The sequence below is a fragment of the Burkholderia sp. AU33423 genome (assembly GCF_002223135.1).
Lineage (GTDB): Bacteria > Pseudomonadota > Gammaproteobacteria > Burkholderiales > Burkholderiaceae > Burkholderia > Burkholderia lata_D.
The window spans coordinates 654,199-667,179 of the sequence record NZ_NKFH01000004.1; the positions used below are offsets into that span (position 1 = coordinate 654,199).

Consider the following 12,981-nt stretch of genomic DNA (forward strand, 5'->3'; position numbering starts at 1 on the left):
CCTTTTATGAATTTTGCGCTGATTCTTTTTGTGCTCGTCATTTTGACGGGCGTAGCGTGGGTGCTGGACAAACTGGTGTTCCTGCCGCAGCGACGCAAGGCGGCCGACTCGGCGATCGAGGAGTTCGATCGCCAGCAGTCGCGCATCGACAAGCGCTTTGCGGATGAAAACGCGGTGCAGACGCGTTCGAAGCTGCGCGACGAGAAGCTGCGCCAGCCGTGGTGGCTCGAGTACACGGCGAGCTTCTTCCCGGTGATCCTGGCGGTGTTCGTCGTGCGTTCGTTCGTCGTCGAGCCGTTCAAGATTCCGTCGGGCTCGATGGTGCCGACGCTGCTCGTCGGCGATTTCATCCTCGTCAACAAGTTCGAATACGGGCTGCGCCTGCCGGTCACGAACACGAAGATCACGCAGGGCAGCCCGCTGTCGCGCGGCGACGTCGTCGTGTTCCGCTATCCGAAGGACGAATCGGTCGACTACATCAAGCGCGTGATCGGCCTGCCGGGCGATATCGTCGCGTACCAGGACAAGCAGCTCACGATCAACGGCCAGCCGGTGCCCGAAACGCCGCTGCCCGATTTCTTCGACGACGAGCGCCAGAACTACGCGAAGCAGTTCGAGGAAACGATCGGCAACAAGAAGAACGCGATCCTCAACAACCCGGCCGTGCCGCCGTTCGTGATGGGCGCATACGACTATCCGTTTCGCGACAACTGCACGTACAACAGCCGCGGCGTGATCTGCAAGGTGCCGCCGGGTCACTACTTCATGATGGGCGACAACCGCGACAACAGTGCGGACAGCCGCTACTGGGGTTTCGTGCCGGACCAGAACATCGTCGGCCGCGCGTTCTTCATCTGGATGAACTTCAGCGAACTGAAGCGCATCGGTTCCTTCAACTGATCGCATTCGACTCACTCGCACTACGCGACGCACGGGCCGCGTCGCGTAGTGCCGAACTACTTTAAGAACCGGCGGTAACACCGCCTCGTCACGCCTTGTCGCGTCCGGCCGTGCCGTTTCGGCCCGACCGGGCGCCCGCGTTATACTCCTGCACATGCCCTCATCCCAGTTGGAAAGCCGGCTGCGCTACGAATTTCGCAATGCGGAATTGTTGCGCCAGGCTTTGACCCATCGCAGTCACAGTGCCACGCACAACGAACGGCTCGAGTTTCTCGGCGATTCCGTTCTGAATTGCGCGGTGGCCGCCCTTTTGTTCCAGCGTTTCAGCAAGCTGGACGAAGGCGATCTGTCGCGCGTACGCGCCAACCTCGTCAAGCAGCAGTCGCTGTACGAAATTGCTCAGGCCCTGAATATCTCGGACGGGCTGCGGCTCGGCGAGGGCGAGCTGCGCAGCGGTGGGTTCCGCCGCCCGTCGATCCTCGCGGACGCGTTCGAAGCCATCATCGGGGCAGTGTTCCTCGATGGCGGCTTCGAAGCCGCCCAAGGGGTCATCAAGCGCCTCTATATCCCGATTCTCGACCACATCGATCCGCGCACGCTCGGCAAGGACGCGAAGACGCTGCTGCAGGAATACCTGCAGGGGCACAAGATCGCGCTGCCGACTTACACGGTGGTCGCGACGCATGGTGCGGCGCACAATCAGCAATTCGAAGTCGAATGCACGGTGCCGAAGCTCGACGTGAAGGTGTCGGGCTCCGGTGCGAGCCGGCGCGCAGCCGAGCAGGCTGCCGCGAAGAAGGCGCTCGATGAAGTGATGGCGGCCGCGCCGATGCTGGCCGCGAAGCCGAAGCGCTCGAAAAACGCGCGTGGGTCGAAGCATGTCGAACCCGAAATCGTGCCGGGCGTGAAGGGCGTGCAGGAAGCGCTCGACCTGCGCTCGCCGGAGCGGAAGGAACGCGCGGCGGCGCGCGAGGCGAGGGCGGCCGGTGCGGCGCCTGCGGCCACCGCCGCGACCGGTACCGAGCCGGCCGCGGCGCCGATGGCCGCGATTCGCGCGGCGCATGTCGACGCGGCTGCGGAAAAGGGCGAACGGGCGGCGAAGCCGGCGGCCGACAAGGCTGTCGACAAGCCGGCCGAGCGAGCCGACAAGGGCGCGGAGAAGCCCGCGGAAGCCGTGCCCGCTGCACGCGCAGCCGACAAGCCGGCTGGCCAGGCCGCCGATCCGGCATCGTCGTCCGCCGACAAGCCGTCCGCCGGTACCGACCCCGCTTCGCGTGCGGCTGCGCGCACACGCGACGCCGCGGCACCGGATTCCGAGACGCCGCCGGGCGGCGCGAGCCTCGCCGCCGCGCAGGCGCGCGTGGCCGATGCCGACCACTGAATTGCCCATCGATCGTGCCGCGCGCCGCGCGGCCGTTTCCGAACCTGTCTCCCAAACGATATGAACACTCCCGCTCCTACCGGTTTCCGTTGCGGCATGATCGCGATCGTGGGCCGCCCGAACGTCGGCAAGTCGACGTTGATGAACGCACTCGTCGGCCAGAAGATCAGCATCACGTCGCGCAAGGCGCAGACGACCCGCCACCGCATCACCGGCATCAATACGTTCGACGACGCGCAATTCGTGTTCGTCGACACGCCGGGTTTCCAGACCCGCCACAGCACCGCGCTGAACCGTTCGCTGAACCGTGCGGTCACGTCGACGCTCACGTCGGTCGACGTGATCCTGTTCGTGATCGAGGCCGGCCGATTCGGCCCCGACGACCAGAAGGTGCTCGACCTGATTCCGCCCGGCATGCCGACGCTGCTGATCGCGAACAAGATCGACCGCGTGAACGACAAGGCCACGCTGTTCCCGTTCATGCAGAAGGTGAGCGAGCTGCGCGAATTCACCGAGCTCGTGCCGCTGTCGGCGCAAAAACCGGAAGACATCAAGCGCCTGCTGGACACGATCAAGCCGTACCTGCCGGAAGGCGAGCCGATCTACGGCGAGGACGAACTGACCGACCGCAGCTCGCGTTTCCTCGCAGCCGAAATCCTGCGCGAGAAGGTGTTCCGCTGGACCGGCGACGAACTGCCGTACACGAGCACCGTGCTGATCGACAAGTTCGAGGAGGAAGGGCGCCTGAAGCGCATCTTCGCGACGATTCTCGTCGAACGCGATTCGCACAAGGCGATGGTGATCGGCAAGAAGGGCGAGAAGCTCAAGCAGATCAGCACCGAGGCGCGGATGGACATGGAGAAGCTGTTCGACGGCCCCGTGTATCTCGAGACCTTCGTGAAGGTGAAGAGCGGCTGGGCCGACAACGAGGCGGGGCTGCGCGCCTATGGGTACGAATGACGCGCTGACGTCGACTGAAGACGCGGTGACGGCCGGTGCGAACGACGCGCCGCTGCCGGCACCGCCCGAACCGCCGCGCAAGGCGCGGCGCGCGACGTCACGCACGTCCGATTTCCGTGTCGCCGAGCAGCCGGCATACGTGCTGCACAGTTATCCGTATCGGGAAACGAGCCTGATCATCGACGTGCTGACGCGTGATCATGGCCGGCTCGCGCTCGTCGCGAAGGGCGCGAAGCGCCCGCACTCCGCGTTGCGCGGCGTACTGCAGACCTTTCAGCCGCTGCTGCTGTCCTGGTCGGGCAAATCCGAGGTGCGCACGCTGACGGGCGCCGAGTGGGTCGGCGGGATGCTGCCGCTCGGCGGCGACGGGCTCCTGTGCGGCTTCTACGTGAACGAGCTGCTCGTGAAATTCTGCGCACGCGAAGATCCCCAGCCACCGCTCTTCAATCATTACGTGCTGACCCTCACGCGCCTCGCGCACGGCGAACCCGCGGTGCAGGTGCTGCGCTCGTTCGAGCGCGTGCTGCTGCGCGAAACCGGCTACGCGATGGCGCTGAACCGCACGGTCGCGCGCCGCGCGGTCGAGCCTGATCGTCGCTACGTGTTCGATCCCGAGCGTGGCGTGCGCAATGCGGACGACGAAGTCCCATCGCACTGGCCGGTCATTTCCGGACAGACGTTGCTCGATATGGAGCAGGACGATTACCATCGAGCCCAGACGGTTGCGCAAAGCAAGACGCTGATGCGCTTCCTGCTGAACACCTATCTCGGCGGTACGCCGCTTGCCACGCGTCAGATCCTGATCGACCTGCAAAACCTATGAGCTTCTTCCTGACAACGCCCACCGCCATCGACCTCGGCGTCAACATCGACCACGTCGCGACGCTGCGCAATGTGCGCGGCACGACCTATCCCGATCCGATCCGCGCGGCGCTCGCCGCCGAAGAAGCCGGTGCGGATGCGATCACGCTGCACCTGCGCGAGGATCGACGCCACATCGTCGATGCGGATGTGCGCAAGCTGCGTCCGCTGCTGAAGACGCGCATGAACCTCGAATGCGCGGTGACGGCCGAGATGCTCGATATCGCCTGCGAAGTGCGTCCGCACGACGCGTGCCTCGTGCCCGAGAAGCGCGAGGAACTGACGACCGAAGGCGGTCTCGATGTCGCCGGCCACTTCGAGGCCGTGCGTGCGGCGTGCAAGCAGCTTGCCGACGTGGGCGTGCGCGTGTCGCTGTTCATCGATCCGGACGAGACGCAGATCCGTGCCGCGCACGAAGCGGGCGCGCCGGTGATCGAGCTGCATACGGGCCGTTACGCCGAAGCGCACGACGAAGCCGAGCAGCAGCGCGAATACGAGCGCATCGTCGCGGGCGTTCAGGCCGGCGCGCAGCTCGGCCTGAAGGTCAATGCCGGTCACGGGCTGCACTACACGAACGTGCAGCAGATCGCCGCGATCGACGGTATCGTCGAACTGAACATCGGCCACGCGATCGTCGCGCACGCGATTTTCGCGGGCTGGGACAACGCGGTGCGCGAAATGAAGGCGATCATGGTTGCCGCACGCGTTGCCGCGCTGCATGGCGGCGCGCGCTGAAGATGAGATGCCGCCGTGCGTCGCGCGTCATGCCCGACCCGGCCCGGCCGGGTCGTACCGGCGCGTACTGACATGGCGATCTACGGCATCGGTACCGACATCGCCCAGGTGAGCCGCATCGCGGCCGTGCTCGAACGCACGGGCGGCCGGTTTGCCGAGAAGGTGCTGGGCCCCGACGAGCTGCGCGTGTTCCATGCGCGCCGTGCTCGCTCCGAGGCGCGCGGCATCGCGTTCCTCGCGACGCGCTTTTCCGCGAAGGAAGCGTTCTCGAAGGCGATCGGGCTCGGCATGCACTGGCCGATGACGTGGCGTGCGCTGCAGACCCTCAACCACCCGAGCGGCGAGCCGTACGTGGTTGCATCGGGCGAGCTGGCCGACTGGCTTGCCGCCCGTGGCATCACGGCGCGCGTGACGGTCAGCGACGAACGCGACTATGCGGTGTCGTTCGTGGTCGCCGAGACGGACGCCGCGCCTGCACCTGCTTCCCGAACCTCCTCCTGACGGAATTCCCGATTCAATGAAAACGACTCCCGGCCCGGTCATGCTCGACGTCGTCGGCACGGCCCTGTCGCGCGACGATGCGCGGCGCCTCGCGCATCCGAATACCGGCGGCGTGATCCTGTTCGCGCGGCACTTCCAGAACCGCGCGCAACTGACCGCGCTGACCGACTCGATCCGCGCGGTGCGCGAAGACATCCTGATCGCCGTCGATCACGAAGGCGGGCGCGTGCAGCGTTTCCGCACCGACGGCTTCACGGTGCTGCCCGCGATGCGCCGCCTGGGCGAGCTGTGGGATCGCGACGTGCTGCTCGCGACGAAGGTCGCCACGGCCGTCGGCTACATCCTGGCCGCCGAGCTGCGTGCGTGCGGGATCGACATGAGCTTCACGCCCGTGCTCGACCTCGACTATGGGCACTCGAAAGTGATCGGCGATCGCGCGTTCCATCGCGATCCGCGCGTCGTCACGCTGCTCGCGAAGAGCCTGAACCACGGGCTGTCGCTCGCCGGGATGGCGAACTGCGGCAAGCATTTCCCGGGGCACGGCTTCGCGGAGGCCGACTCGCACGTCGCGTTGCCGACCGACGACCGTACCCTCGACGCGATCCTCAAGCAGGACGTCGCACCGTACGACTGGCTCGGTCTGTCGCTGTCCGCGGTGATTCCCGCGCACGTGATCTACACGCAGGTCGACAAGCGGCCGGCCGGTTTCTCGCGCGTGTGGCTGCAGGACATCCTGCGCGGACGGCTCGGCTTCACGGGCGCGATCTTCAGCGACGACCTGTCGATGGAAGCCGCGCGCGAAGGCGGCACGCTCACGCAGGCGGCCGACGCCGCGCTCGCGGCCGGTTGCGACATGGTGCTCGTCTGCAACCAGCCGGACGCGGCCGAGGTCGTGCTGAACGGGCTGAAAGCGCGAGCCACGGACGAGTCGGTGCGACGCATCAAGCGGATGCGTGCGCGCGGCAAGGCGCTCAAGTGGGACAAGCTGATCGCGCAGCCCGAGTATCTGCAGGCGCAGGCGCTGTTGAGCAGCGCACTGGCTTGAGCGGGGAGGGGATGGCGCGGTCTGCGCCGTTCCGGTCACCGAAACAAAAAGCCGCGCAATCGCGCGGCTTTTTCATGAGTGACTGCCGGTGCGAACCGGGCAGCTTCAGGAATCAGGCAGGTCGACCAAGTGTGCTGTGGTGCAACTAACGGTCAAGCCCTGCCAATACCTTCGAGCATCGTCGCCCGCTCAGTTCACCTTCATCCGCTGCAGCTTGTTGTACAGCGTCTTCGGGCTGATACCGAGCAACGTTGCCGCGCGGTGGCGCGTGCCGCCGACGGCGTCGAGCGTCGCGCGGATCAGCAGATCCTCGACGTCGGACAGCGGCGTGCCGACCTTGATCTGCACGCTGCTGCCGTTCAGGGCGGCGCCGGCCGAGAAGCTCGGCTCGCCCGCGCGCAGCGTCTCGATGAAATCGCCCGATGCGTCGTACGCGAAGCGCACGCGCTCCTGCAGTTCACGCACGTTGCCCGGCCATTCGTAGGACAGGCATTCACGGACGAAGCCCGGCGCCGCGCGCTTGTCGGTCGTGCTGCGGCCGGTTGTGCGCGCGTCGCGGTTCAGTTCGTCGATCAGCGCATCCGCGATCGCGAGCGCATCGCCGTCGCGCTCGCGCAGCGGCGGCATCGTGATCGATGCCGCATCGAGGCGCAGCCACAGATCCTCGCGCAGCGTGCCGTTCGCGACCGCTTCGCGCGCCGGGCGGCGCGTGGTCGCGATCAGCCGGAAATCACTCGTGATCGAGCTCGTGCCGCCGATCCGCATGAAGTTCTGCGAATCGAGCGCATGCAGCAGCGCTTCCTGCAGCACGAGCGGCAGTGCGGTGATTTCGTCGAGGAACAGCGTGCCGCCGCCGGCCTGTTCGAACAGGCCCGATTCGCGGCGCTCCGCGCCGTCGAACGCGCCGCGCTCATGGCCGAACAGCACGCTGTCGAGCGAGGCGCCATGCCGGCCGGCCTGCGCGATCGTCCGGCAGTCGAACGACACGAACGGCCCCTTGCGGCGCCGGCTCAGGTCGTGCAGCGTGCGCGCGGCCAGCTTCTTGCCGGTCCCGGCTTCGCCCGAGAACAGTACGGCCGTCTCCGTGCGCGCGTTGTGCTCGATCATGTCGTACACGTGCTGCATCGCGTCGCTGCGGCCGACCAGCGCGCCGAAGCGGCCGAGATGGCGCAGCGAGGCGCGCAGCGACTGCACTTCGTCGATCAGTTCGTACGGACGCGGGATCCGCGCGAGCAGGCTGCGCAGGCGCGGAATGTTGATCGGCTTCAACAGGTAGTCCCAGATGCCGTGACGCAGGCCCTCGATGGCGCTCTCGACCGTCGCATTGCCGGTCAGCACGATGACGGGCAGCGAGCCATTCGGCTGTTGCTGCGGCAGGTGCTGGAGCAGGTCGAACCCGCTGCCGTCCGGCAGGTTCAGGTCGACCAGAACGACGTCGGGAATCGAGCGGCCGAGCGCCGTGCGCGCTTCGGCGAGCGACGTGGCCGTGTCGACCGAGAAGCCGTCCGCGGCAAGCAGCGCGGTGAGGCCGGACAGGCTGTTGGGATCGTCTTCGACAATCAGGGCGTGTGGCATGGTGGACGCGAGTCGAGTCAAGAGAGGCGGGCTGTCGGCCGTCGGGGCCGCAGCCGCATGTCGGATTAAAAACTGATTTTATGCCCCGCTGAACGCGTCACGAGCATTATTTCTCCGACGCTATAAAACAGTTACCGATGATACAAATTGAATATCTTTACCGGTGGATTTTTGTGCTTTACATGACCCTGATTCTCGCCCGGTTGTTGGCGCCGGACAAACAAAAAGCGCCCCGAAGGGCGCTTTGTTCGATGCGGGTATCGCTGGCGATTACGCGCGGCTGCGGTATTCGTTCGTACGCGTATCGATTTCGATCTTGTCGCCGGTGTTGCAGAACAGCGGCACTTGCAGCTCGAAGCCCGTTGCGAGCTTGGCGTTCTTCAGCACCTTGCCCGACGACGTGTCGCCCTTGACTGCCGGTTCCGTGTAGGTGATCTCGCGAACGAGGACCGTCGGCAGTTCGACCGAGATCGCCTTCTCGTTGTAGAACACGACTTCGCAAGCCATGCCGTCTTCGAGGTAGTTCAGCGCTTCGCCCATCATTTCCGCTTCGACTTCGAACTGGTTGTAGTCGGCGTCCATGAACACGTACATCGGATCGGCGAAGTACGAGTACGTCACTTCCTTGCGGTCGAGCACGACGACGTCGAACTTGTCGTCAGCCTTGTAGACCGCTTCCTGGCCTGCGTTCGTCAGCAGGTTCTTCATCTTCATCTTGACGACGGCGGAGTTACGGCCCGACTTGTTGTATTCAGCCTTGGCGATGACCCATGCGTCGCTGCCGATCTGCACGACGTTGCCTACGCGGAGTTCCTGTGCGGTTTTCATAAAAAACTGTCCTGATCAAATCAAATAAATAGGTGCCTGAGCGTTGCGCAACGGCTGACGGCGCAAGCGGTGCGTTCCGGTGGACGCCAAAAGCGAGCGCTTGCCTGGTCAGCCGTCGGATAACCGCTTATTTTAACTGAGATTTTGCGTATTCCGCCAGCTTTCCGGCGAGATCGCCGACGGCCGCGAGCGCATCGGCCCAGCGGACCGCGTTGGCGTCCAGTGCCGCGCGGTGCTGCCAGAAATCGGCCCAGTCGGGCGTGCCGACGCCGTTCCATGCGTGCCAGAACCGCTCGAGCGCCGCGCGCGGCGCGTCGGCGAGGCCGGCCGACAGGTGGGCGAGCGCGGCGTCGAGCTTCGGCAGATGCACGTCGTCGGCCTGCGGGTAGATGTGCCACACGAACGGTTTGCGGGCCCACTGCGCCCGGACGAACGAATCCTCGCCGCGCACGAAATTGAGGTCGGCCACCCATAGCAACGGATCGTAGTCGGCCTGGGGGACGAACGCGAGCCCGTGAGCAGTCAGGTTGCCGCTGCGCGCGTGCGTGCCCGCGCCGAACGACTCGACCCCGAAAAAACGCGCGACGGCAGGCGACACGCGACCGGCCGGCACGAGTGCGACGACCGGCGTCGGGCCGTCGCGCCACTGCGCGAGCAGCGCGTCGACGGCCGGATTCTCGTATGCGAACAGGCTGACGACCGTCGTGCCGGCGGTGGGCGGCGCGCCGCCGGTCGCGCGCTGCCACCAAGCGTCGCGCGCCGCCGCATCGGCTTCGAAGGCCGTGCGGCGCGCATCGAGGTCGTGTTCCTTCAGGACGCCACCGGTGCCGGCCGACAGGCCGGGGAAGAAAAACGTCTTCAGCAGCGGGTAGCGCGGATGCGGCGACGGCCGCAGATGGAAATCGGCGACCCAGTCCTCGGCGCTCAGGTATTCGAGGTTGATCCACACGGGGTGCCGTTCGCGCCGCGCCATCGCCGCGAGATACGCGCCGGGCAGCTCGCACGCGAACGCTTCGATCACGACGTCGGCGATCTCCAGTGCGTCGCCGGCTTCCGCATGCCAGTGCTCGATCACGATCGCGTCGACCGTCTGCCGTCCCGCGTCGGGATCGACCCCGGGCAGCAGGCGCGCGAACGTGCGCAGGTCGTCGACGAACAGGCGAACCTGCCAGCCGTGCTCGTGCGCGAGCTGGCGCGCGACGCGCCAGCAGACGCCGATGTCGCCGAAATTGTCGACCACCGTACAGAAGAGGTCGCAGGCGATCGGTTCGCCCGGCGCGAGCGGCGTGGCGGGCGGGGGGGCAGCGGTGGTGCGGGGCATCGAAGCGGGCCGGTGAATGCTCTAAACTGGCGATTCTAATAGACCCGTTCCGCGTTACAAGGCGCCCGGATCACGCATGACATCCCCTGAAGCTTCCGATACCCCGTTCGAACCGAAGAAGATCCTTGCGCAGTTGCCGCACATGCCGGGCGTCTATCGCTACTACGACACGGCGGGCGCCGTGCTCTATGTCGGCAAGGCACGCGACCTGAAGAAGCGCGTATCGAGCTATTTCACGAAGACGCAGCTGTCGCCGCGCATCGCGATGATGGTTACGCGCATCGCGCGCATCGAGACGACCGTCACGCGCTCGGAGGCCGAGGCGCTGCTGCTCGAGAACAACCTGATCAAGGCGCTCGCGCCGCGCTACAACATCCTGTTTCGCGACGACAAGTCGTATCCGTACCTGAAGCTCACTGCGCACCGCTTTCCGCGGATGGCCTACTACCGCGGCTCGGTCGACAAGCAGAATCAGTATTTCGGGCCGTTCCCGAGTGCCTGGGCCGTACGCGAGAGCATCCAGATCCTGCAGCGCGTGTTCCAGCTGCGCACCTGCGAGGATTCGGTCTTCAACAACCGCACGCGGCCGTGCCTGCTGCACCAGATCGGGCGCTGCACGGCGCCGTGCGTCGGCGCGATCTCCGACGAGGACTACGCGATCGACGTATCGAACGCCGCGCGTTTCCTGCTCGGCCGGCAGTCCGAAGTGATGAAGGAACTCGAGCAGAAGATGCACGCGTTCGCGGCCGAGCTGAAATTCGAGCAGGCGGCGGCCGTGCGCAACCAGATGAGCTCGCTCGCGACGGTGCTGCACCAGCAGGCGATCGAGGTCGGCAGCGACAGCGACGTCGACATCCTGGCCGTCGTCGCGCAGGGCGGGCGCGTGTGCGTGAACCTCGCGATGGTGCGCGGCGGCCGGCATCTCGGCGACAAGGCGTATTTCCCGACGCACGTCGAAAGCGCGCTGACGCTCGCCGAGGGCGGTATCGGCGACGAGTCCGAGCTGGCGGAGGCGGCCGATGCGTCCGCCGATACATTGCCCGACCTGCCCGCGGAAGAACCCGGCCGCACGCGCGGTGACGCGGCGGCGTCGGTCGAGGCCGAGGTGCTCGACGCGTTCATCGCGCAGCACTATCTCGGCAACCGCGTGCCGCCCGTGCTGGTCGTGAGCCATGCGCCCGCGAGCCGCGACCTGCTCGAGCTGCTGTCCGAGCAGGCCGGCCACAAGGTATCGCTGGTGCGGCAGCCGCAGGGGCAGCGGCGCGCGTGGCTGTCGATGGCCGAGCAGAATGCGCAGATCGCGCTCATGCGGCTGCTGTCCGAGCAGGGCTCGCAGCAGGCGCGCACGCGTGCGCTCGCGGAGACGCTCAGCTACGAATGCGACGATCTCGCGACGCTGCGGATCGAATGCTTCGACATCAGCCATACGATGGGCGAGGCAACACAGGCGTCGTGCGTGGTCTACCACCATCACAAGATGCAGTCGGGCGAATACCGTCGCTACAACATCACCGGGATCACGCCGGGCGACGACTACGCGGCGATGCGGCAGGTGCTCACGCGTCGCTACGAGAAGATGGTCGAGCAGGCCGCGCAGGCGGCTGCCGCCGACGATGCGGCCGGTATCGACGGCGAGTCGACGCGCCAGGCCGAGGCATCGAGCCTGCTGCCGAACATCGTGCTGATCGACGGCGGCAAGGGTCAGGTCGAAATCGCGCGCCAGGTGTTCACCGAGCTCGGTCTCGACACGTCGATGCTGGTCGGCGTCGCGAAAGGCGAGGGGCGCAAGGTCGGCCTCGAGACGCTCGTGTTCGCGGACGGCCGTACGCCGCTCGAACTCGGCAAGGAAAGCGCCGCGCTGATGCTCGTCGCGCAGATCCGCGACGAGGCGCACCGCTTCGCGATCACCGGCATGCGTGCCAAGCGGGCGAAGGCGCGCCAGACGTCGCGGCTCGAGGAACTCGAGGGCGTCGGGGCGAAGCGCCGGCAGCGGCTGCTCGCGCGGTTCGGCGGGTTGCGCGGCGTGGTGGCCGCGAGCGTCGAGGAACTCGCGAGCGTCGAGGGCATCTCGCACGCGCTCGCCGAGCAGATCTACAAGCAGCTTCACTGACGCGGCCGTGCGGCCGGCAGCCTTGCCAGCGTTCTTGTGGCAGGCCGGTCGACACGGCACAATTGCGAATCCTTTACTGTCCCGCATGCCATGCCGTTCAATTTCCCGATTTTCCTGACGTGGGTACGAATCGTGCTGATTCCGCTCGTCGTCGGCGTGTTCTATCTGCCGGACACGGTGATGGGCGGCGCGCATCGCAATCTTGCGGCGGCGGCGATCTTCATACTCGCGGCGCTGACCGACTGGTTCGACGGCTATCTGGCCCGCAAGTGGAACCAGACGTCGTCGTTCGGTGCATTTCTCGATCCGGTGGCGGACAAGCTGATGGTGACGGCCGCGTTGTTGATCCTCGTGCAGATTTCGCGGGTCGACGCGGCGATCGCACTTGTGATCGTCGGCCGCGAGATCGCGATTTCGGCGCTGCGCGAGTGGATGGCGCAGATCGGCGCGTCGAAGAGCGTCGCGGTGAACCAGCTCGGCAAGTTCAAGACCGCATGCCAGATGGTCGCGATTCCAATGCTGCTGTTCTACGGGCCGCTGCCGCTCGGCGTCGCGACGATCGACACGCGCGTGTGGGGCGAATGGCTGATGTATCTCGCCGCGGTGCTGACGATCTGGTCGATGCTGTACTACATGAAGCTCGCATGGCCGCAGATTCGCGAGCGCGGCGGCGCGTGATCCGTCCGGTCGAGCAGGTTTTTGTAAAAAGGGCTGGAAAAGCCCTTGACACACGAATGTGCCTTCGACATAATCTCGCTTCTCCG

12 protein-coding genes are annotated in these 12,981 nt (G+C 66.1%); 9 read left to right on the forward strand and 3 right to left on the reverse strand.

Features of this window, described 5'->3' with window-relative positions:
- Positions 1–6: 6 nt before the first annotated feature.
- The 7 genes from lepB (at position 7) to nagZ (ending at position 6,383) form a co-directional block, all read left to right on the forward strand.
- A complete protein-coding gene (gene lepB, locus CFB50_RS05785) occupies positions 7–900 on the forward strand; it encodes a signal peptidase I (protein ID WP_089445208.1) in 894 nt (297 codons plus the stop codon).
- 154 nt (positions 901–1,054) lie between these two features.
- Complete coding sequence (gene rnc, locus CFB50_RS05790) at positions 1,055–2,281, forward strand: ribonuclease III (RefSeq protein WP_089445209.1); 1,227 nt, start codon at positions 1,055–1,057, stop codon at positions 2,279–2,281.
- Between the two features lie 60 nt (positions 2,282–2,341).
- On the forward strand, positions 2,342–3,241 hold the full coding sequence (gene era / locus CFB50_RS05795) for a GTPase Era (protein WP_006476493.1): 900 nt from the start codon (positions 2,342–2,344) through the stop codon (positions 3,239–3,241).
- Entirely contained in the window at positions 3,228–4,064 is an 837-nt protein-coding gene (gene recO, locus CFB50_RS05800; RefSeq protein ID WP_089445210.1) for a DNA repair protein RecO, read from the forward strand. Before era ends, recO begins: the two co-directional genes overlap by 14 nt.
- Entirely contained in the window at positions 4,061–4,837 is a 777-nt protein-coding gene (pdxJ, locus tag CFB50_RS05805; protein ID WP_046545252.1) for a pyridoxine 5'-phosphate synthase, read from the forward strand. Before recO ends, pdxJ begins: the two co-directional genes overlap by 4 nt.
- 72 nt (positions 4,838–4,909) lie before the next feature.
- A complete protein-coding gene (acpS, locus tag CFB50_RS05810) occupies positions 4,910–5,338 on the forward strand; it encodes a holo-ACP synthase (protein ID WP_089445211.1) in 429 nt (142 codons plus the stop codon).
- A gap of 16 nt (positions 5,339–5,354) precedes the next feature.
- The gene (nagZ, locus tag CFB50_RS05815) at positions 5,355–6,383 is read left to right on the forward strand and encodes a beta-N-acetylhexosaminidase (RefSeq protein ID WP_085039819.1); all 1,029 of its coding nucleotides are present in this window, start codon (positions 5,355–5,357) and stop codon (positions 6,381–6,383) included.
- Between the two features lie 189 nt (positions 6,384–6,572).
- Here the strand turns inward: nagZ and CFB50_RS05820 are convergent, their stop codons facing one another.
- The 3 genes from CFB50_RS05820 to earP all read right to left on the reverse strand — a co-directional run bounded on the left by CFB50_RS05820 (position 6,573) and on the right by earP (position 10,107).
- Complete coding sequence (locus tag CFB50_RS05820) at positions 6,573–7,958, reverse strand: sigma-54-dependent transcriptional regulator (RefSeq protein ID WP_069247490.1); 1,386 nt, start codon at positions 7,956–7,958, stop codon at positions 6,573–6,575.
- 270 nt (positions 7,959–8,228) lie between these two features.
- Positions 8,229–8,786 carry an elongation factor P gene (gene efp, locus CFB50_RS05825; protein ID WP_011351421.1) on the reverse strand — a complete coding sequence of 186 codons (558 nt, stop codon included), beginning with the start codon at positions 8,784–8,786 and terminating at the stop codon, positions 8,229–8,231.
- A 127-nt stretch (positions 8,787–8,913) separates the two neighbouring features.
- Positions 8,914–10,107 carry an elongation factor P maturation arginine rhamnosyltransferase EarP gene (earP, locus tag CFB50_RS05830; RefSeq protein ID WP_089445212.1) on the reverse strand — a complete coding sequence of 398 codons (1,194 nt, stop codon included), beginning with the start codon at positions 10,105–10,107 and terminating at the stop codon, positions 8,914–8,916.
- A gap of 76 nt (positions 10,108–10,183) precedes the next feature.
- Between earP and uvrC the strand changes: the two genes are divergently transcribed.
- Positions 10,184–12,217, forward strand: a complete 2,034-nt coding sequence (gene uvrC / locus CFB50_RS05835; RefSeq protein WP_089445213.1) for an excinuclease ABC subunit UvrC — start codon at positions 10,184–10,186, stop codon at positions 12,215–12,217.
- A 90-nt stretch (positions 12,218–12,307) separates the two neighbouring features.
- Entirely contained in the window at positions 12,308–12,895 is a 588-nt protein-coding gene (gene pgsA / locus CFB50_RS05840) for a CDP-diacylglycerol--glycerol-3-phosphate 3-phosphatidyltransferase (RefSeq protein ID WP_011351424.1), read from the forward strand.
- Positions 12,896–12,981: the final 86 nt, after the last annotated feature.